At 58.7% G+C, this 18,653-nt stretch carries 17 protein-coding genes and 1 riboswitch; of the genes, 9 read left to right on the forward strand and 8 right to left on the reverse strand.

The genetic code is table 11. The features are described 5' to 3' along the window. Nucleotides 1–7 precede the first annotated feature (7 nt). The gene (locus tag ACZ3HH_RS09490) at nt 8–358 is read left to right on the forward strand and encodes a RidA family protein (RefSeq protein ID WP_465804183.1); all 351 of its coding nucleotides are present in this window, start codon (nt 8–10) and stop codon (nt 356–358) included. A 27-nt stretch (nt 359–385) separates the two neighbouring features. Continuing rightward, nucleotides 386–1,288, forward strand: coding sequence for a transporter substrate-binding domain-containing protein (locus ACZ3HH_RS09495; protein WP_465804184.1), 903 nt, complete (start codon nt 386–388; stop codon nt 1,286–1,288). Between the two features lie 119 nt (nt 1,289–1,407). Here the strand turns inward: ACZ3HH_RS09495 and ACZ3HH_RS09500 are convergent, their stop codons facing one another. Both ACZ3HH_RS09500 and ACZ3HH_RS09505 read right to left on the reverse strand, forming a co-directional pair. Continuing rightward, a complete protein-coding gene (locus ACZ3HH_RS09500) occupies nt 1,408–2,127 on the reverse strand; it encodes a 16S rRNA (uracil(1498)-N(3))-methyltransferase (protein WP_465804185.1) in 720 nt (239 codons plus the stop codon). Between the two features lie 199 nt (nt 2,128–2,326). Further along, entirely contained in the window at nt 2,327–3,733 is a 1,407-nt protein-coding gene (locus ACZ3HH_RS09505; protein WP_465804186.1) for an adenosylmethionine--8-amino-7-oxononanoate transaminase, read from the reverse strand. 223 nt (nt 3,734–3,956) lie between these two features. On the opposite strand from ACZ3HH_RS09505, the gene ACZ3HH_RS09510 reads away from it, so the two are divergent. Beyond that, nucleotides 3,957–5,729 (forward strand): flavin monoamine oxidase family protein, encoded by a 1,773-nt coding sequence (locus ACZ3HH_RS09510; protein ID WP_465804187.1) that lies wholly within the window; start codon nt 3,957–3,959, stop codon nt 5,727–5,729. Nucleotides 5,730–5,823: 94 nt separating this feature from the next. Here the strand turns inward: ACZ3HH_RS09510 and ACZ3HH_RS09515 are convergent, their stop codons facing one another. Continuing rightward, a complete protein-coding gene (locus ACZ3HH_RS09515; RefSeq protein ID WP_465804188.1) occupies nt 5,824–6,753 on the reverse strand; it encodes a YncE family protein in 930 nt (309 codons plus the stop codon). Nucleotides 6,754–7,035: 282 nt separating this feature from the next. Here ACZ3HH_RS09515 and ACZ3HH_RS09520 point away from each other — a divergent pair, with 282 nt between their 5' ends. Continuing rightward, nucleotides 7,036–7,587, forward strand: a complete 552-nt coding sequence (locus tag ACZ3HH_RS09520) for a cytochrome b (protein ID WP_465804189.1) — start codon at nt 7,036–7,038, stop codon at nt 7,585–7,587. Nucleotides 7,588–7,619: 32 nt separating this feature from the next. After that, nucleotides 7,620–8,213, forward strand: coding sequence for a YceI family protein (locus ACZ3HH_RS09525; RefSeq protein ID WP_253546516.1), 594 nt, complete (start codon nt 7,620–7,622; stop codon nt 8,211–8,213). 191 nt (nt 8,214–8,404) lie between these two features. Here the strand turns inward: ACZ3HH_RS09525 and ACZ3HH_RS09530 are convergent, their stop codons facing one another. From ACZ3HH_RS09530 to ahcY, 4 genes are all read right to left on the reverse strand, one after another. Further along, nucleotides 8,405–10,276, reverse strand: coding sequence for a DEAD/DEAH box helicase (locus tag ACZ3HH_RS09530; protein WP_465804190.1), 1,872 nt, complete (start codon nt 10,274–10,276; stop codon nt 8,405–8,407). Nucleotides 10,277–10,498: 222 nt separating this feature from the next. After that, entirely contained in the window at nt 10,499–11,314 is an 816-nt protein-coding gene (locus ACZ3HH_RS09535) for a substrate-binding periplasmic protein (RefSeq protein WP_465804191.1), read from the reverse strand. Nucleotides 11,315–11,506: 192 nt separating this feature from the next. Beyond that, complete coding sequence (gene metF, locus ACZ3HH_RS09540; protein WP_465804192.1) at nt 11,507–12,352, reverse strand: methylenetetrahydrofolate reductase [NAD(P)H]; 846 nt, start codon at nt 12,350–12,352, stop codon at nt 11,507–11,509. Nucleotides 12,353–12,512: 160 nt separating this feature from the next. After that, the gene (gene ahcY / locus ACZ3HH_RS09545; protein ID WP_030130196.1) at nt 12,513–13,922 is read right to left on the reverse strand and encodes an adenosylhomocysteinase; all 1,410 of its coding nucleotides are present in this window, start codon (nt 13,920–13,922) and stop codon (nt 12,513–12,515) included. A gap of 23 nt (nt 13,923–13,945) precedes the next feature. Beyond that, a riboswitch (S-adenosyl-L-homocysteine riboswitch) is annotated at nt 13,946–14,044 on the reverse strand. Between the two features lie 358 nt (nt 14,045–14,402). Between ahcY and ACZ3HH_RS09550 the strand changes: the two genes are divergently transcribed. Then, nucleotides 14,403–14,807 carry an acyl-CoA thioesterase gene (locus ACZ3HH_RS09550; protein ID WP_030130199.1) on the forward strand — a complete coding sequence of 135 codons (405 nt, stop codon included), beginning with the start codon at nt 14,403–14,405 and terminating at the stop codon, nt 14,805–14,807. Nucleotides 14,808–15,032: 225 nt separating this feature from the next. Further along, nucleotides 15,033–15,920 carry a formate/nitrite transporter family protein gene (locus tag ACZ3HH_RS09555; protein ID WP_465804193.1) on the forward strand — a complete coding sequence of 296 codons (888 nt, stop codon included), beginning with the start codon at nt 15,033–15,035 and terminating at the stop codon, nt 15,918–15,920. Between the two features lie 22 nt (nt 15,921–15,942). On the opposite strand, the gene ACZ3HH_RS09560 is transcribed toward ACZ3HH_RS09555, so the two are convergent. After that, nucleotides 15,943–17,112: an MFS transporter gene (locus ACZ3HH_RS09560; protein ID WP_447795014.1), complete on the reverse strand. Its 1,170-nt coding sequence runs from the start codon at nt 17,110–17,112 to the stop codon at nt 15,943–15,945. A 233-nt stretch (nt 17,113–17,345) separates the two neighbouring features. Here ACZ3HH_RS09560 and ACZ3HH_RS09565 point away from each other — a divergent pair, with 233 nt between their 5' ends. Together ACZ3HH_RS09565 and ACZ3HH_RS09570 are read left to right on the forward strand one after the other, a co-directional pair. After that, nucleotides 17,346–18,179: an EamA family transporter gene (locus ACZ3HH_RS09565; protein WP_465804194.1), complete on the forward strand. Its 834-nt coding sequence runs from the start codon at nt 17,346–17,348 to the stop codon at nt 18,177–18,179. Nucleotides 18,180–18,230: 51 nt separating this feature from the next. Next, a complete protein-coding gene (locus ACZ3HH_RS09570; protein ID WP_095052557.1) occupies nt 18,231–18,617 on the forward strand; it encodes an MAPEG family protein in 387 nt (128 codons plus the stop codon). Nucleotides 18,618–18,653 lie beyond the last annotated feature (36 nt).

Raw genomic sequence — 18,653 nt, forward strand, 5'->3', positions numbered from 1 at the left:
AGAACCGATGAGCATCAAGCGTTTCAACAGCAACAGTCGACTCTCTGGCGCCGTGACCTTCGGCGAACTGGTGTTTCTATCGGGGCAGGTGCCGGGTGACAGCCGCGACGCTACCGGTCAAACCGCAGAGGTGCTGGCGAAAATCGACGGGTTGCTGGCCGAGGCTGGCAGCGACAAGGATCACGTGCTCAGCGCGACCATTTACTTGAGCGACATTGGCCGCGATTTCGCCGCCATGAACGAGGTCTGGTCACAATGGCTGTCGCCGGGCAAGGCACCGACCCGCACCACATTGCAGGCGCAACTGGCCCGTCCAGAGGTTCTGGTGGAAATTACTGTGATCGCCGCCCGCCGCTAATCGATCCACCCACAACGGAGAATAACAATGCAAAAAATCACGTTGATCGGCTGCACCCTTGGCCTGCTGCTCGCCAGTCAGGTCCAGGCCAATGAAACGCCGCTGACCGGCACGCTGAACAAGGTTGCCAATGCCAAGAGCATCACGCTGGGTTATCGCGACGCGTCGGTGCCGTTCTCTTACGTGGGTGATCACACGGGGCAGCCGATGGGCTATTCGGTGGACCTGGCGAGCAAGATTGTCGAGCGCATCAAGCAAAAACTCGAGCTGCCGGATCTGCAGGTGAAGTACAACCTGGTGACCTCGCAAACGCGCATTCCACTGGTGCAGAACGGCACGGTCGACCTTGAATGCGGCTCCACCGGCGTGACCGCCGAGCGCATGCAGCAAGTGGCGTTTTCCTATGGGTTTATCTATGTGAAGGGGCAGTTGCTCACGGCGAAGGACAGCGGCATCAAGAGTTTCGCCGATCTGCGCGGCAAGAACGTCGTGACCACCGCCGGCACCACCAATGAGCGGTTTCTGAAGAGCTACAACGTCGATCACAAGATCGATATGTTCGTGATCAGCGCCAAGGACCACGGCGAAGCATTCCAGATGCTGCAGTCAGGGCGGGCGGCGGCGTTCTATATGGACGATGCGTTGCTTTACGGCGAACGGGCCAAGGCTCGTGATCCGCATAAGTGGGTCGTGGTGGGCGAGGAGCAATCGCGGGAAATCTACAGCTGCATGGTGCGCAAGGGCGATCCGCAATTTCTCGAGTTGGTGAATTCGACGCTCGCCGATTTGTACAGCTCGGGGGAAATCAACGGCATCTACAACCGCTGGTTCCAGCAACCGATTCCGCCTAAAGGTTTGAACCTTGAGTTTCCGATGACCAGCGAGTTGAAGGCGATTATCGCCAAACCTGTGAGTGATCCGGTGCAGTAGTTCCTGCTTTTTATGTCTTGTAGACCGCGTCGCCGGCCTTCGCGAGCAGGCTCGCTCCCACACTTGATCTGTGTCGTTCAGAGATGAAATGTGGGAGCGGGCTTGCTCGCGAAGAGGCCCTAGAAGTCGCCCCACAACTGTTGGGCTACCGCCAGTGCCACCACCGGCGCGGTTTCAGTGCGCAACACGCGAGGGCCGAGGCGGGCGGCATGAAAGCCGCCAGCCTTGGCCTGCTCGACTTCAGCGTCGGACAACCCGCCTTCCGGGCCAATCAAAAACGCCAGCGTCGCCGGTTTCGCATGGCTCACCAGCGGCGCGGCGACCGGGTGCAGCACCAGCTTCAATTCGGCCTGCGTCTGCTTCAGCCAGTCGGCCAACAGCAGCGGCGGATGAATCACCGGCACCGATGAGCGTCCGCATTGCTCGCAGGCGCTGATCGCCACCTGACGCCAGTGCATCAGGCGTTTATCGGCGCGCTCGTCCTTGAGGCGGACTTCGCAGCGGTCGGTGAAGATCGGGGTGATTTCGCTGACGCCCAGTTCGGTGGCTTTCTGAATCGCCCAGTCCATCCGCTCGCCACGGGACAAACCCTGGCCGAGATGGACCGCCAGCGACGATTCGACCTGCCCGGCGAAGCTTTCATCGATGTTCACCACGACGCGCTTCTTGCCGACCTCCGCCAGCGTGCCGCGAAACTCATGGCCTGAGCCGTCGAACAATTGCACCGCATCGCCCTCGGCCATGCGCAGCACGCGGCTGATGTAATGGGCCTGGGCCTCGGGAAGCTCGTGTTCGCCGATGCCCAAGGGGGCGTCGATAAAGAAGCGGGACAGTCTCATGCTGGGTCTCTGTAAAAAGTCGAATGTAGCAGCGTGCGCAATCAGCTTTTTGTGGCGAGGGAGCTTGCTCCCGCTGGGTTGCGAAGCAGCCCCAAACCCGGCGACCGCGTTTTGTCAGTTAAAGCGCGCAAACCGGATTACGACTGCTTCGCAGCCGAGCGGGAGCAAGCTCCCTCGCCACAGGGTTACTCAGTGGCTGTTAGCCCGGATCACGGTAGCCCGGATGAAAGTCCTTCGGCACCGCCACGCTGATGCTGTCACGGGTAGCGATATCGATGCCTTCGCTGGCCACTTCGGCCAGAAAATCGATCTGCTCCGGGGTAATCACGTACGGCGGCAGGAAATACACCACGCTACCCAACGGCCGCAGTAAAGCACCACGCTCCAGTGCATGCTGGAACACCTTCAAGCCACGACGTTCCTGCCACGGGTAAGCGGTCTTGCTGGCCTTGTCCTTGACCATCTCGATGGCCAGCACCATGCCGGTCTGGCGCACTTCGGCAACGTTCGGGTGATCGGCCAGGTGCGCGGTGGAGGAGGCCATGCGCTGGGCCAGGGCCTTGTTGTTCTCGATAACGTTGTCTTCTTCGAAGATATCCAGCGTCGCCAATGCCGCCGCGCACGCCAGCGGATTGCCGGTGTAGCTGTGGGAATGCAGGAAGGCGCGCAGGGTCGGGTAGTCGTCGTAGAAGGCGCTGTAGACCTCATCGGTGGTCAGGCAGGCCGCCAACGGCAGATATCCGCCGGTCAGGGCCTTGGACAGACAGAGGAAGTCCGGGCGGATACCGGCCTGTTCGCAGGCGAACATCGTCCCGGTGCGGCCGAAGCCGACGGCGATTTCATCGAGGATCAAGTGCACGCCATAACGATCACAGGCTTCGCGCAGCAGCTTGAGGTACACCGGGTGATACATGCGCATCCCGCCGGCGCCCTGAATCAGCGGCTCCAGAATCACGGCGGCCACGGTATCGTGGTTGTCGGCCAGCGTCTGCTCCATGGCGGCGAACATGTTGCGCGAGTGTTCTTCCCAGCTCATGCCCTCGGGACGCAGATAGCAATCGGGGCTCGGCACCTTGATGGTGTCCATCAGCAGGGCTTTGTAGGTCTCGGTGAACAGCGGCACGTCGCCCACCGCCATCGCCGCCATGGTCTCGCCGTGGTAACCGTTGGTGAGGGTGACGAAGCGCTTCTTGTTCGGCTGGCCGCGGTTGAGCCAGTAGTGAAAGCTCATTTTCAGCACGACTTCGATGCACGACGAACCGTTATCGGCGTAGAAACACCGGGTCAGGCCTTCGGGCGTCATTTTCACCAGGCGCTCCGACAGTTCGATCACCGGCTGATGGCTGAAACCGGCGAGGATCACGTGTTCCAGCTGATCGACCTGATCCTTGATGCGCTGGTTGATCCGCGGGTTGGCGTGACCGAAAACGTTGACCCACCAGGAGCTGACTGCGTCGAGGTAGCGTTTGCCTTCGAAGTCTTCCAGCCAGACGCCTTCACCGCGTTTGATCGGGATCAGCGGCAGCTGTTCGTGGTCTTTCATCTGGGTGCAGGGATGCCACAACACCGCGAGATCGCGTTCCATCCACTGATTATTCAGGCCCATGTTCAGTCTCCTCGAGGCGGCTCGCTTGGTGCGCGGGCAAACAATCGCGCAAGCCTATGCAATGCGCGTCATCGGGACAACCCATTGTGTCGATTGAGCTACTTTGTATAGGACGATAGACGTTGCTGGCGGCGTTTTGATGGCTGACGTATTCTTCGCGGTTCTTTGGGTCGTCTGACTCGTAAAACCGCTATTTCCCTCGTGTATTTCCGGAGTTCGCTGAATGTCTGCTGGTTGGCTGCGCGCCTGTGCGCTGGTGATGTTGGGGCTGTTCAGCGTTTCGGCGCTGGCCAAGGATAAAACGGCGATCGTGGTCGGCGGCGGGCTTGCGGGCCTTACTGCGGCTTATGAGCTGCAGAACAAAGGCTGGCAGGTCACCCTGCTGGAAGCCAAGCCGACCCTGGGCGGTCGTTCCGGCATGGCCACCAGTGAGTGGATCGGCAACGACAAGACCCAGCCTGTGCTGAACAAGTACGTCTCGACGTTCAAGCTGACCACCACGCCAGCTCCTGAATTCGTACGCACCCCAGGCTATCTGATCGACGGTGAATACTTCACCGCCGCCGATCTGGCGACTAAACAGCCGGCCACCGCCGAAGCGCTGAAACGCTACGAAAAGACCCTGGATGATCTGGCGCGTTCGATTGAGGACCCGCAGAACCCGGCCGCCAACAGTACGCTGTTTGCCCTGGACCAGATCAACGTGTCCAACTGGCTCGATCGCTTGAATCTGCCAGCCACTGCGCGTCAGTTGGTGAATCAGCAGATTCGTACCCACTATGACGAACCTTCACGCCTGTCGCTGCTGTACTTCGCACAACAGAGCCGCGTCTACCGTGGTATTGCCGACCGTGACCTGCGCGCCGCGCGTCTGCCTGGTGGCAGCCCGCTTCTGGCCCAGGCCTTCGTCAAACAACTGAAAACCATCAAGACCAGCTCCCCGGTTTCGGCCATTACTCAGGACAAGGACGGCGTGACCGTCAAGGTCGGCAGTGTTGGCTATCAGGCGGACTACGTTGTGCTGGCCGTGCCGTTGCGTGCACTGAACAAGATTCAGATGACCCCGGCGCTGGATGCCCAGCACCAGGGCGCCATCAAAGGCACCAACTACGGCTGGCGCGACCAGATCATGCTGAAGTTCAAGACGCCAGTATGGGAAAGCAAGGCGCGCATGTCCGGCGAGATCTACAGCAACACCGGCCTGGGTATGTTGTGGGTCGAGCCTGCCCTGAAAGGCGGCGCCAACGTGGTGATCAACCTGTCCGGCGACAACGCGCGCGTGATGCAGGCCTTCGGCGACAAGCAGATGGTCGATCAGGTGCTGATTCGTCTGCACGCCTTTTATCCACAGGCACGCGGTTCGTTCACCGGTTATGAAATCCGTCGCTACAGCACCGACCCCTCGATGGGTGGCGCTTACCTGGCCTTCGGCCCGGGCCAGATGAGCAAATACTGGCGTCTGTGGGAACGTCCGCTGCAACGTGTAGCCTTTGCCGGCGAACACACCGATACCTTGTACCCAGGCACTCTGGAAGGCGCATTGCGCACCGGACAGCGTGCAGCCAGTCAGGTAGAAGACCTGGCGGCGGGCAAATCGTTTGAGCCGGCGAAGGTTGTTCCGGCGGCGACTGCAGCAGCGGCAGGTGCAGTGGCGGCGAAGAAAGGCAACTTCTTCACCAATCTGTTCGGTGGCGGTGACGACAAGGCCCCGGCCAAGGCGCCAGAGCCAGTGGCACCGGTTGCTCCTGCACCCGCTCCAGTACCTGCGCCGACTCCAGCGCCAGCACCGGTTGAGGCGCCGAAACCTGCTGCACCGGTGAAAGCAGAGCCTGCCAAGAAAGCACCGGCCAAAGCGCCAGTGAAAAAACCTGCTGCCAAAACCGAGGCCAAAAAAGCTCCAGTCAAGGCGACGGCGAAAAAGACTGAGCCAACAAAGAAACCAGCGGTCAGTACTGCTGCGAAGACCCCGGCGACAACTGAAACCAAGACGCAGTAAGTCCTGGAATCAAAAAAAGCGCGGCAGTGATGCCGCGCTTTTTTTATGTCTTGGGTATGTCGCCCCAAAGCCGACTGCTGATTTAGCTTTGACGTTAAGCTAGATCGACACTATGTATTTCGTCGCTTTGGTAGTCGCTGACATAAGCATGATCATGTTGATCAAGAACCATGTCATACGGTTCGGAAGCACCAGGGATGGGCACCCGGCGAACAATTTCATACGTGGCGGTATTAATTTCGACGACCTCTTTTTTGATTTGATCAACGGCATATGCGTTTTTTTCGCCGAACACTATTTTCCCTTCGCACGTCACAAAATCGAAATGCCTGGTGGTCGATGACTTAGGGTCCAGTACGGTCAGTTTTCGAGCGTCCAGGCACACGATATACACTTCTCTGTCGTCGGGGCTGACGGTAATCGCTGACGGATATTTTTCGGTTCTGATGATATCCAGAACTTTGAAAGTCTTGCTGTTGATGATCGTTAGTGCGTCCTGATAAGGGCCATCAGGAGAGTTTGTGCTGGAAATATAAAGACGTGAATCGTCCTGGCTGATATCCACACTTATGGAGGGAGAGGGTAGTCCTCGCACTCTGCTCACCGCATAAGTGCGGGTATCAATAATTGCCAGCCACTCTTTATCTTGTCGAACGGTGACGTAAACATGCTTCCCGTCTCGGCTGACGACGATTCCCCGAGGATATCTTCCCACCGTGACGTTACCCACTGCATAGGTTTCAGTATCAATAACTGAAACCGAACTTGAACCGTAGTTGGTCACGTAAGCTCTTTTCCCTCCATGGGCAAGAACAATGTTTTGGGGATAACGCTCGACGGCGATGGTGCGAATTACCTTTCTGTTCCGGGTGTTGATCACTGACACATTGCCTGAAATGTAATTACAAACAAAAACCCGTGATCCATCGTCGTTGATGGCTATCCCACGCGGTCCTTCCCCTACGGGTATCGAATTGGATAGGTTGCCAGAAATTACGGGGGATGAACTCGAATGGTGACTCATGGTAGAACTCCTGTTCAGACGCTCGGACAAACGCCCGAGATCAGGTTCATCAATGACCTGAATGGTAGCTACTGTCAGATATGACAGTTCTGACGAGTGGTAAGGTTTTTTGGAACGGAATATTGGACAGCGTCTGTAGGTTTTTTCGCCCGGTTAACACTCTCTTAACATCTCGACCCCAAGGTCATGATCGTATTTCTCGATGTTTCAGAGCGAAATTTTCCGCTTTAAGTCGATAGATAACTCGATAGTCTTGGGCGCAGTTCTTACAGGATTTGGGCAATGCAGCTACGTAACTCTTCTTCCCGCTACGGTTGGGTCAGCATCTTCGTGCACTGGGGTGTGGCGCTCGCGGTCTTCGGTCTGTTCGCATTGGGGTTGTGGATGGTCGGTCTCGACTACTACAGCGCCTGGCGTAAAGATGCGCCGGATTTGCACAAGAGCATTGGCCTGGTGTTGTTCGCAGTCATGTTGCTGCGGGTGTTGTGGCGCTTTATCAGCCCACCTCCACCGCCCCTGCAAAGTTATAGCCGCATGACGCGTCTTGGCGCCGTGTTCGGCCATGCCTTCCTCTATCTCGGGCTGTTCTCTGTGATGATTGCCGGTTACCTGATTTCCACCGCAGACGGTGTCGGGATTCCGGTGTTTGGCCTGTTTGAAGTTCCTGCACTGGTTTCCGGACTACCGGACCAGGCAGACATCGCTGGTGTGATCCATTTGTACCTGGCTTGGGCGCTGGTAATTTTTTCCGGCCTCCATGCGTTGGCAGCATTGAAACACCACTTTATCGATCGTGATGCGACCCTGACGCGAATGCTGGGACGCAAAGCCTGATGTTCAACCTCGACTCCAAAGGAATAGAAAGCATGTTGAAAAAGACGCTCGCCGCTCTGGCAATCGGTTCTGCTCTGCTGTCCGCTAATGTGATGGCGGCCGATTACGTTGTCGACAAAGAAGGTCAGCACGCCTTCGTTGATTTCAAGATCAGTCACCTGGGTTACAGCTATATTACCGGTACCTTCAAGGACATCGACGGCAAGTTCAGCTTTGACGCCGCCAAACCTGAAGACAGCAAGATCGAGTTCAATGTACGCACCGCCAGCGTGTTCACTAACCACGCTGAGCGCGACAAGCACATTGCCAGCGGTGACTTCCTGAATGTGGGCAAATTCGCCGACGCCAAGTTCGTTTCCACCAGCGTCAAATCCACCGGCAAAAACGCCGCTGGCAAAGACACTGCCGACGTTACCGGTAACTTGACTCTGCTGGGTGTGACCAAGCCAATCGTAGTCAAAGCTACCTTCCTGGGTGAAGGCAAGGATCCATGGGGCGGCTACCGTGCCGGCTTCGAAGGTACCACCAGCATCAAGCGTTCCGATTTCGGCAAGCAGAAAGATTTGGGCCCAGCGTCCGACGCGGTTGAGTTGTACGTTACGTTTGAAGGTGTGAAAGCGAAGTGAATTTCGCTGTTTGAACCCAAAAAACGCCCCTGATCTCGCGATCCGGGGCGTTTTTTATGGTCTGCCAGAATCCTTACGGACGGTGCCGAGCCACTGTGGGAGCGGGCAAGCCCGCTCCCACAGGGTTCTTCGCCAGCATAAAAAATGCCCCTGATCTTGCGATCCGGGGCATTTTTCATATCAGCGATAAATCAGCGATTGCGGGTCAGCAAGGCTGGTTTTTCGCCGCGCGGACGGCCTGGGAGTTGATCCAGTTGCTCAGGTGTCGGGAAGCGATCGCTTTTCGACTCCTTGTGAATGATCTTCGGTGCCGGGCCACGCGGGTTCTGCACGGCTGGTTCCGAACGAGGTTGTTCGTCACGGGCCGGGCGGCGGTTGCGGGACTCTTCGCGACGGGCCTGGCCGTCACGCGGAGCACCATTGCGTGGGCCGCTGCGCTTGGCCGGCGGAGTGCCGGTGGTTGCGCCGCTGCTGCTGCGCGGACCGTTCTGGCGACCTTGTGGCTGACTGGTGCGCGGAGCACCTGCACCTGCACCTGCGCCTTGTGCCGGAGCGCCCGGACGGCGACCACGACCCTGAGCAGGTTTGGCTTGAGGCACGTAGTCGACGCGATTACCAAAGTTATCGACGTCGTCGTCCAGGAACTCGTCCGGAGCACGGTCAGCGGCGGCGCGAGGTGCCGGACGTTGTTGCTCACGGGCCGGGGTGCCTTCGCGGGGCTTGTGTTCACGGGCAGGGCGATCGCCACGGCCAGTGGCAGCAGGTTTTTCCTTACCGCCCTTGTCCTTGCCTTTGTCTTTACGACCGCCACCACCACCGCTGCCGTTCGGACCGTCACCGCGCGGGCCACGTGGGTTGCGCGGGTTACGCACATCCGGACGTTCGCGAACTTCTGGTTTCTCGGCTTCTACAGCGCTGGAATCGAAGCCCATCAGGTTGCCGTCGGCAATCTTCTGCTTGGTCATGCGCTCGATGCTTTTCAGCAGTTTTTCTTCATCCGGGGCGACCAGCGAGATCGCCTCGCCCGAACGACCGGCACGGCCGGTACGGCCGATACGGTGCACGTAATCTTCGTCGACGTTTGGCAGTTCGAAGTTGACCACGTGGGGCAACTGGTCGATGTCCAGGCCGCGAGCGGCGATGTCGGTGGCGACCAGGATGCGCACTTCGCCGGCCTTGAAGTCGGCCAGGGCTTTGGTGCGAGCGTTCTGGCTCTTGTTACCGTGGATCGCGACAGCGGTCAGGCCGTGTTTGTCCAGGTACTCGGCCAAGCGGTTGGCGCCGTGCTTGGTGCGGGTGAACACCAGCACCTGTTCCCAGGCGCCCGCGGTGATCAGGTGCGCCAGCAACGAACGTTTGTGGCTGGCGGCCAGGCGGAATACGCGTTGTTCGATCCGCTCGACCGTGGTGTTCGGCGGCGTGACTTCGATGCGTTCCGGGTTGTGCAGCAGCTTGCCGGCAAGGTCGGTGATGTCTTTGGAGAACGTCGCCGAGAACAGCAGGTTCTGGCGTTTGCTCGGCAGACGAGCAAGAACCTTTTTCACGTCATGGACAAAGCCCATGTCGAGCATGCGGTCGGCTTCGTCCAGCACGAGGATTTCCACGTGGGACAAATCGACGCTGCCTTGGCCGGCGAGGTCGAGCAGGCGACCTGGGCAGGCCACCAGCACGTCGACACCGCGGGACATGGCCTGAACCTGTGGGTTCATGCCGACGCCGCCGAAGATGCAGGCGCTGACGAACTTCAGGTCACGGGCATAGACCTTGAAACTTTCATGCACCTGGGCCGCGAGTTCGCGGGTTGGGGTCAGGACCAGTACGCGCGGTTGGCGCGGGCCATGACGCTGGGATTTGTCCGGGTGACCGTTGGGAAACAACCGTTCCAGAATCGGAAGGGCGAAGCCGCCGGTTTTACCAGTACCTGTCTGTGCCGCAACCATCAGGTCGCGACCTTGCAACACGGCGGGAATGGCCCGCTGTTGCACCGGAGTAGGCTCGGTATAGCCCGCTGCCTCGATGGCGCGGACTAAAGCCTCGGAGAGACCGAGGGAAGCAAAGGACATGAGTAATCCTGTTTTAGTTAGGGCTTGGCCCAATGGGAGTCTTGCCTGGCGCGAATCGCGTTTAAGAGGACGCAATCCCGTCCGGTCCTGCTGGGCCTCGAAGGCTCGTCTGGAGCGCTCGCGCGGGCTGAGAAGCTGCGCTGTAGCGGGATCGAGATGCCTTGAACAAGTCCGAGCGTCCGGGCGTGAGCCTGGCGGGAAGGCCGGAGTATAACAGAGCAATCACTGCGCGCCGCTTTCCTGCTGCTCAACGGTTTTTCCGCCGGTTGCACTGGCGCTGGCGGCCCGTGCTTCGGTGGTCGGGCCGGCGCCATAGCGGGCGCTCAGTTCGGCGTAGGCCGGCTCGCGCTTGAAGCGTTTGAGCTCGGCACCGAAACGCTGCACCAACAAATCCATCCCGGCATTGCGGCGTACCGCCAGAAACTGGCTTTGCTGGCTGATGATGATCGGGTTTTCGGTGATCTTGTCGCGGATATTCAGTTGATCGAGCAAATACTGGCCAACTCGGCGATCAGTGATCAGCAGGTCGATGCGGCCGCGCACCAGCTTGCCGAAGTTGGCTTCATGGGTGGGGGCCGGCTCTTGGGTGAACAGCGTCGATTCGCTGAAGTCCTTGCTGTACAGGTAGCCCGGTGAGGTGCCGATGGTCAGGCCTTTCAGATCATCCAGCGTGCGAAACGGATACGCTCGCTCGTTGGCGTAGAACATCACGAACTCCACTTGCGAGAGCGGTTCGCTGGGGTAGAGCAGGGTCGCGTCGCGTTCATCGCTGTAGAAAATATCCAGCACGCCATCCGCTTGGCCTTGCTCGAGCATCGACAGACAACGCTTCCACGGGAGGAACTGCCATTCCACGTCGATCCCCAGGCGTTTGAAGACGATGGCCGTGGTTTCGTAGTCCAGCCCCAGCGATTTTCCGTTTTCCTCATACACGTAAGGCGCCCAGGGTTCGGTGACAATACGTAGCTTCTCGCCCCGAGCGGTGAGGCTCAGGCAAGTGAACAGAAGCACGGTCAGTAACTGAGCGATCAGGGGCATAGGTTGAGATTACGACGAGAAATCATAAAGAGCCAGAAACCGGATCCAGAAGCTCTATCTCAGGATATGACTGCACAATAAAGGGGCGCGGGAAAGCAAAAGATCGCAGCCTTCGGCATTTCCTGCAGGGGGGTACGTACCTCTGTAGGCGCTGCCGAAGGCTGCGATCTTTTGATCTTGCTTTAACGTCGATTAACGCGGCAATTTCAGGTTATTCCACACCAGCAGACTCGGCTCAGCCTGGTTCAGTGTGTAAAAGTGCAGCCCTGGAGCTCCACCCTGCAACAGGCGTTCGCACATCTCGGTGATGACTTGCTCACCAAAGCCTTGAATACTCTGGGTGTCGTCGCCGTAGGCTTCCAGCTGCTTGCGGATCCAGCGCGGGATTTCCGCACCGCAAGCGTCGGAAAAGCGCGCCAGCTTGCTGTAATTGGTGATCGGCATGATCCCCGGCACGATCGGGATGTTCACACCCTTCGCCCGTACACGCTCGACGAAGTAGAAGTAGCTGTCGGCGTTGAAGAAGTACTGGGTGATCGCACTGTTGGCGCCGGCGTTAGCCTTGCGCACGAAGTTGTTGAGATCATCTTCAAAGTTGCGCGCTTGCGGATGCATCTCCGGGTAGGCGGCGACTTCGATGTGGAAATGATCGCCGGTCTCTTCACGAATGAATTCAACCAGATCATTGGCGTGACGCATCTCGCCGCTGGCCATGCCCATGCCCGAGGGCAGGTCACCGCGAAGGGCAACGATACGCTTGATGCCGGCTGCCTTGTACTGGCTCAGCAGGCCGCGCAGGTCAGCCTTGCTGTCGCCCACGCAAGACAGATGCGGTGCGGCAGGGACTTTGACTTCACTTTCAAGCTGCAACACGGTGTTGAGGGTGCGATCACGGGTCGAACCGCCAGCGCCGTAGGTGCAGGAGAAGAAGTCGGGGTTGTAAGCCGCCAGCTGACGGGCAGTGGCGATCAGTTTTTCATGTCCAGCATCGGTCTTCGTGGGGAAGAACTCGAAGCTGTAGCGACGGTCTTGGGACATGGTCATATCCTTGGAAACACGTAAGCCGGACGCTTGCACATCCCAATGTGGGAGCGGGCTTGCTCGCGAAGGCGGTGGGTCAGACGACATTAATGTTGAATGCTAAACCGCCTTCGCGAGCAAGCCCGCTCTCACAAGGGAGAGCAGGCAGCAGGACCAATCAGTAGCGGTAAGCGTGCGGCTTGAACGGGCCTTCGACGGTCACGCCGATGTAGTCAGCCTGTTGCTTGGTCAGTTGAGTGACCACGCCACCGAAACCGCGGACCATTTCCAGGGCCACTTCTTCGTCGAGTTTCTTCGGCAGTACTTCAACGGTAAGGCGCTCGGCTTTCTGGGCTGGCGACAGGTCGGCGTACTTCTGGCCGAACAGGAAGATCTGAGCCAGAACCTGGTTGGCGAACGAGCCATCCATGATGCGGCTTGGGTGGCCAGTGGCGTTGCCCAGGTTAACCAAGCGGCCTTCGGCCAGCAGGATCAGGTAGTCGTCGTTCTGTGCGTCGAAGCTGCCTGCACCTGTGCGGTGAACCTTGTGAACCTGTGGCTTCACTTCTTCCCATGCCCAGTTCTTGCGCATGAAAGCGGTGTCGATTTCGTTGTCGAAGTGACCGATGTTGCAGACAACAGCGCGCTTCTTCAGGGCTTTAAGCATGTTCGCGTCGCAAACATTAACGTTGCCGGTGGTGGTCACGATCAGGTCGATCTTGCCCAGCAGTGCCTTGTCGATGCTCGCTTCGGTACCGTTGTTGATACCGTCGATGAACGGCGAAACCAGTTCGAAACCGTCCATGCAGGCTTGCATGGCGCAGATCGGGTCGACTTCGGACACTTTAACGATCATGCCTTCCTGACGCAGGGACTGGGCCGAGCCCTTGCCCACGTCACCGTAACCGATGACCAGCGCTTGCTTGCCAGACAGCAGGTGGTCGGTGCCGCGCTTGATCGCGTCGTTCAGGCTGTGACGGCAGCCGTACTTGTTGTCGTTCTTGCTCTTGGTCACCGAGTCGTTGACGTTGATGGCCGGGATTTTCAACTCGCCCTTGGCCAGCATATCCAGCAGGCGGTGAACGCCGGTGGTGGTTTCTTCGGTGACGCCGTGGACGCGGTCCAGGATCGCCGGGTATTTCTTGTGCAGCAACTCGGTCAGGTCGCCGCCATCGTCGAGGATCATGTTGGCATCCCAAGGCGCGCCATCTTTGAGGATGGTTTGCTCCAGGCACCACTCGTACTCTTCTTCAGTCTCGCCTTTCCAGGCGAAAACCGGGATACCGGCAGCGGCGATAGCGGCTGCGGCCTGGTCTTGAGTCGAGAAAATGTTGCAGGACGACCAACGTACTTCGGCACCCAGGGCAACCAGGGTTTCGATCAGCACGGCAGTCTGAATGGTCATGTGGATGCAGCCGAGGATTTTCGCGCCTTTGAGCGGTTGCTCGGCGGAATACTTGCGGCGCAGACCCATCAGGGCTGGCATTTCGGATTCGGCGATGATGGTTTCGCGACGGCCCCAGGCAGCCAGGGACATGTCGGCGACTTTGTAATCGTTAAAATCTACAGGCGTGATAACAGCGCTCATGATGAGCCTCCATTCGTAATGTATGCGAATGGGCGCCGTTGTGCGTTTAGTGTCTGGCCGTGGCCAGTCAACGCCCCATCCGAGCCTGACAGGTCGAACCTGCTGCAGCGCCCCTCGGACAGGTGGCGGGAAAACGGTATCAGGTGGCCCGCATGGCCAGTTTTTTCAGCTCAACTTCGGCGCCATAAGCCCAGATCCTGCGTTGCTGTTCCTCGCCATAGCTGGCTATGACTCGTCACAGCGCCTTGGCTCTGGACTTCTGGCATCCGAATTTTGAGCTGAAAAACTGGCCATGCGGGCCACGTGAAGATGACCGTTTTGAAACGGTGGCGATTATAGCCGTGTAGACGATACTTCCAAAGCCTTTCTGTTGGTCAATGTCCGAACGGTAATCGAGACCATAGTCGATGCTTAATAGAGCTCTAGTCCGGGCTCTGCCATGATGGCCGGCATCAATCGGCAAGACGGTCAGGAGTGAGTATGAATTTCCACACCCGCAAATGGGTAAAACCCGAAGACCTCAACCCCAACGGCACGCTGTTCGGCGGCAGCCTGTTGCGCTGGATCGACGAAGAAGCGGCGATCTACGCCATCGTCCAGCTGGGTAATCAGCGCGTGGTCACCAAGTACATTTCCGAAATCAATTTCGTCAGCGCCTCGCGCCAGGGCGACATCATCGAACTGGGCATCACCGCCACCGAGTTCGGTCGCACCTCGATCACGCTGACCTGCGAAGTGCGCAACAAGATCACCCGCAAGAGCATCCTGACGGTGGAGAAGATGGTCTTCGTGAACCTGGGCGAAGACGGCCTTCCCGCGCCGCACGGCCGGACCGAAATCAGGTACGTCAAAGACCAGTTCAAGGATGATGTTATTGGCGAGTGATTGCCGCTCTGTGGCGAGGGAGCTTGCTCCCGCTCGGCTGCGAAGCAGTCGTAAGTCGACAGTGAAGTCTGTCTGAAAGAACCCGATGGCAGGTTTTAGGGCCGCTTCGCGCCCCGACGGGAGCAAGCTCCCTCGCCACAGGGTTTGCTTCGTTTCGCCGGGCAGTGAACAGCCCCGAACCCCGCGTGTCGTAATTAAACGACACGCCACTGGTTCAGGAGCTATATGGACACGCCCAAAGACGGCAAGACCCCGGACCTCTCGGCGCAAGAACAGCGCGAGGTCGACAAGAACCAGCCACCGCGCGCGGCGGTGCTGCACGAAATCATTCGCACCCAAGGTAATCAGGAACTCGAGCGTAGCGTTGCGGCGCTGTGGTGGTCAGCCCTGGCTGCGGGTTTGACCATGGGCTTGTCACTGATGGGCATGGGGCTGCTCAACTCGCGTCTGCCGGACGGCGAAGGCTTCAAGGTGATCGCCAGTTTCGGCTACTGCGCAGGTTTTCTCGCGGTGATTCTGGCCCGTCAACAACTCTTCACCGAAAACACCCTGACTGCCGTGCTGCCGATCATGAGCAAGCCTACGCTGGGTAATTTCGGTCGGCTGTTTCGACTGTGGACGGTCGTGCTGGTGGGCAACCTCTGCGGCACCTTGCTGGTGGCGTACGTGATGCTGCACTTGCCGATTTTCGACACCAAGACCGATTTGGCCTTCCTCGACATCGGGCGCAAGGTCATGGAGAACGACGCGAGCAAAATGTTCGCCAAAGGCATCATCTCCGGCTGGATGATCGCCACCATGGTCTGGATGATCCCGTCCATGGAAAGCGCCAAGATGTGGATCATCATCCTCATCACCTATTTCATGGCGCTGGGAGATTTCACTCACATCGTGGTTGGGTCGGTCGAGGTCTCGTATCTGGTGTTTGCCGGCGAGTTGCCGTGGAAGGATTTTTGGCTGGTATTCGCTGGGCCGACGCTGGTGGGGAACATTATCGGTGGCAGTTTTATCTTCGCGCTGATCAGTCATGCGCAGATTCGCAGTGAAAGCGGGCCGCCGAAGACATCTGCGGAGCGGGGCGAGGAACCCGAGCCGCAGAAGATCAAAAAATGATCAGTGGCAAAAACTGATTCTGTCAGCCGGACACATTGACCGTGACAGCACTGCGACGCTGCAGGTAGATGAAAAACAACGCTGTCAGCACCGTCAACCCGCTGACCAGTGCGCCGGTCCATGGCAGATCTGCCAAGTCCGCGCCACTGGCCACAACCAGCCCGCCAATCCATGCCCCAGCTGCGTTGCCAAGATTGAATGCGCTTTGATTCAACGTCGATCCGAGGTTCGGCGCTTCATGAGCCTGATCGATGATCAGCAATTGCAGGATCGGGCACAACGCAAACGCGAAGATGCCCCACAACACCAGCGTGATCGCCGCCGGGATCACTGAGTGACTGGTCTGACTGAAAGCGGCCAGCACGACAACCACAGCCAGCGCCATACCCACCAGAGAAGGCAGCAAACGACTGTCCGCCAGTCGGCCGCCAAGCATGCTGCCCGCCGTCAGACCGACCCCGAACAACAGCAACATGATCGTCACGCCATGCGGACTGACACCGGTAATGTCTTGCAGAATCGGCGCGATATAGGTGAACACGCTGAACAGACTGGTGGACGCCAGCACGCTCATGCCCAGCGCCAGCAGCACGTTGACCTTACCCAGCACTTTGAACTCGCTGGCCAGGTTGGCTTTGTCCATGGGGATTTCCTTGGGCAGCCAAACCCACTGTGCGATGGCCGCGATCACACCAATCACCGACACCGCCCAAAACGTCGAGCGCCAGCCAGCGTATTGCCCGAGCGCGGTGCCCAAGGGAACGCCCAGTACGTTGGCCAACGTCAGGCCAGTGAACATCATGGCAATCGCCTGCGCTCGTTTGTTCGGTGCCACCAAACCGGCGGCGACCACCGAGCCGATGCCGAAGAACGCACCATGGCACAGCGCGGTGATCACCCGTGCGGCCATCAAAGTGGCGTAGTTCGGCGCCAGGGCGCAGAGGATATTGCCGAGAATGAACATCAGCGTCATGCCCAACAGCGTGGCTTTGCGCGGCATGTTGGCGGTACCGACCGCGAGGATCGGCGCACCGAACACCACGCCCAGGGCGTAACCGGTGATGAGCAGGCCCGCGTGAGGAATGCTCACGGCGAGGTCGCGGGCGACATCGGGCAACAAGCCCATGATGACGAATTCAGTGGTGCCAATGCCGAAGGCGGCAACGGCCAGTGCAAGCAAGGCGAGTGGCATGCGCAAGGTCTCTGTCGGTAGTCTTGACGCTTTGATCAGGCATACGCAGGCCGACGACCGTTCTCGGTGAGAGCGGGCAGAGGCAGGAATTATTGGAATAGTGTGTGCGCAACTGAGTGCGGCGTGGTCGCTTGCAGTATAAACAGCTGCGGATATATGGCGAATCAATTCTCTGCCCCCAGCCTTGTAGGAGCTGCCGCAGGGGAGGGTGGGGGCAAAATAAGGAGTGTGCCGTGCTTGCGACGGTTCTGGTGTTGGTGGCGGCGCTGTTGCACGCGGTGTGGAATACCCTGATCAAATTCAGCGCGGAGCGGCTGTTGGTGGTGGCCTGCATGGACAGCGTGGCGCTGCTGTTTGTCGTCCTGATGCTGCCCTTCGTGGTGTTGCCGCCACTGGAGATGTGGCCGTGGATTCTCGCGTCGGCAGCATTCGAGTTGCTCTATCGCTACCTGTTGATCCAGGCCTATCGGGTCGGCGATCTCGGCTTGGTCTACCCGTTGATGCGTGGCCTGTCACCGCTAGTGGTGCTGGCACTGACACTGATCTTCGCCGGGGAAGTACTGACGGCTCAGCAGATCTTCGGCATTTTGCTGATCCCGCTCGGCATGTTGTGCCTGCTCTGGCAGGGCGGTGGCGGGGAGCGTCTGCCGTGGTCAATGCTGCCGGTAGTGGCGCTGATCGGGTTGTGCATCGGTTGCTACACCTTCATCGATGGCCAGGCTTTACGGCGCTGGTCGCACCCGCTGGACTACCTGGTGTGGGTCACCTTGCTTAGCGCCTGGCCGTTCCCATTGCTGGCGATGGTGCTCAAGCGGCCGGCGTTCATGCTGTTCTGGCGTGAGCAGTGGCGGTTGGGGGTGGCGGTCGGGTTTTGCGTACTGTTCAGCTACGCTCTGGTGCTGTGGGCCATGCAGCTCGGTTCGATTGCCGAAGCAGCGGCGCTGCGCGAAATCAGTGTGATCCTGGTGGTGCTGTTCGGTATGCGCTACCTGCAAGAACCTTTCGGCAGACCCCGGCTCTTAGCCTGTGGGCTGGTGCTGATCGGCATGTTGGTGATGAAGTTTTAGTCGCCCCTGATTTAACTCGACTCTCTATAACTTTGAAGAAGGGACTGCGTTATGACGGTTGCTCTGTGGTGCATTTTGATTGCGATCTGTTTGCCGTATCTATGCACAGGCGTCGCCAAGTTCAGCGGCGGCAAGTTCGGGCTGAAACAGAATCACGATCCGCGGGCATTTCTGGATTCGCTCGAAGGGGTGGCCAGGCGTGCGCATTCGGCGCAGTTGAATAGCTTCGAAGTGACACCGGCGTTTGCTGCAGCGGTAATCGTCGCGCACCTGGCCGGTAATGCCGATCTGGTGACGATCAATGTGCTGGCGGTGTTGTTTATCACCAGTCGACTGCTGTACATCATTTGCTATCTGGCGGACTGGGCGATTCTGCGGTCGCTGGTGTGGGCCATTGGCATGGGGTTGATTGTCAGTTTCTTTGTTGTGTCTGTCTGACACTACTTCGGTGTTTTTACCGACCTCATCGCGGGC

This window comes from Pseudomonas sp. PME37.24/025 (assembly GCF_055556615.1).

Coding starts and splice junctions, on each gene's coding strand:
- ACZ3HH_RS09490 (WP_465804183.1), top strand. CDS start 8: ATGAGCATCAAGCGTTTCAACAGCAACAGTCGACTCTCTGGCGCCGTG.
- ACZ3HH_RS09495 (WP_465804184.1), top strand. CDS start 386: ATGCAAAAAATCACGTTGATCGGCTGCACCCTTGGCCTGCTGCTCGCC.
- ACZ3HH_RS09500 (WP_465804185.1), bottom strand. CDS start 2,127: ATGAGACTGTCCCGCTTCTTTATCGACGCCCCCTTGGGCATCGGCGAA.
- ACZ3HH_RS09505 (WP_465804186.1), bottom strand. CDS start 3,733: ATGGGCCTGAATAATCAGTGGATGGAACGCGATCTCGCGGTGTTGTGG.
- ACZ3HH_RS09510 (WP_465804187.1), top strand. CDS start 3,957: ATGTCTGCTGGTTGGCTGCGCGCCTGTGCGCTGGTGATGTTGGGGCTG.
- ACZ3HH_RS09515 (WP_465804188.1), bottom strand. CDS start 6,753: ATGAGTCACCATTCGAGTTCATCCCCCGTAATTTCTGGCAACCTATCC.
- ACZ3HH_RS09520 (WP_465804189.1), top strand. CDS start 7,036: ATGCAGCTACGTAACTCTTCTTCCCGCTACGGTTGGGTCAGCATCTTC.
- ACZ3HH_RS09525 (WP_253546516.1), top strand. CDS start 7,620: ATGTTGAAAAAGACGCTCGCCGCTCTGGCAATCGGTTCTGCTCTGCTG.
- ACZ3HH_RS09530 (WP_465804190.1), bottom strand. CDS start 10,276: ATGTCCTTTGCTTCCCTCGGTCTCTCCGAGGCTTTAGTCCGCGCCATC.
- ACZ3HH_RS09535 (WP_465804191.1), bottom strand. CDS start 11,314: ATGCCCCTGATCGCTCAGTTACTGACCGTGCTTCTGTTCACTTGCCTG.
- metF (WP_465804192.1), bottom strand. CDS start 12,352: ATGTCCCAAGACCGTCGCTACAGCTTCGAGTTCTTCCCCACGAAGACC.
- ahcY (WP_030130196.1), bottom strand. CDS start 13,922: ATGAGCGCTGTTATCACGCCTGTAGATTTTAACGATTACAAAGTCGCC.
- ACZ3HH_RS09550 (WP_030130199.1), top strand. CDS start 14,403: ATGAATTTCCACACCCGCAAATGGGTAAAACCCGAAGACCTCAACCCC.
- ACZ3HH_RS09555 (WP_465804193.1), top strand. CDS start 15,033: ATGGACACGCCCAAAGACGGCAAGACCCCGGACCTCTCGGCGCAAGAA.
- ACZ3HH_RS09560 (WP_447795014.1), bottom strand. CDS start 17,112: ATGCCACTCGCCTTGCTTGCACTGGCCGTTGCCGCCTTCGGCATTGGC.
- ACZ3HH_RS09570 (WP_095052557.1), top strand. CDS start 18,231: ATGACGGTTGCTCTGTGGTGCATTTTGATTGCGATCTGTTTGCCGTAT.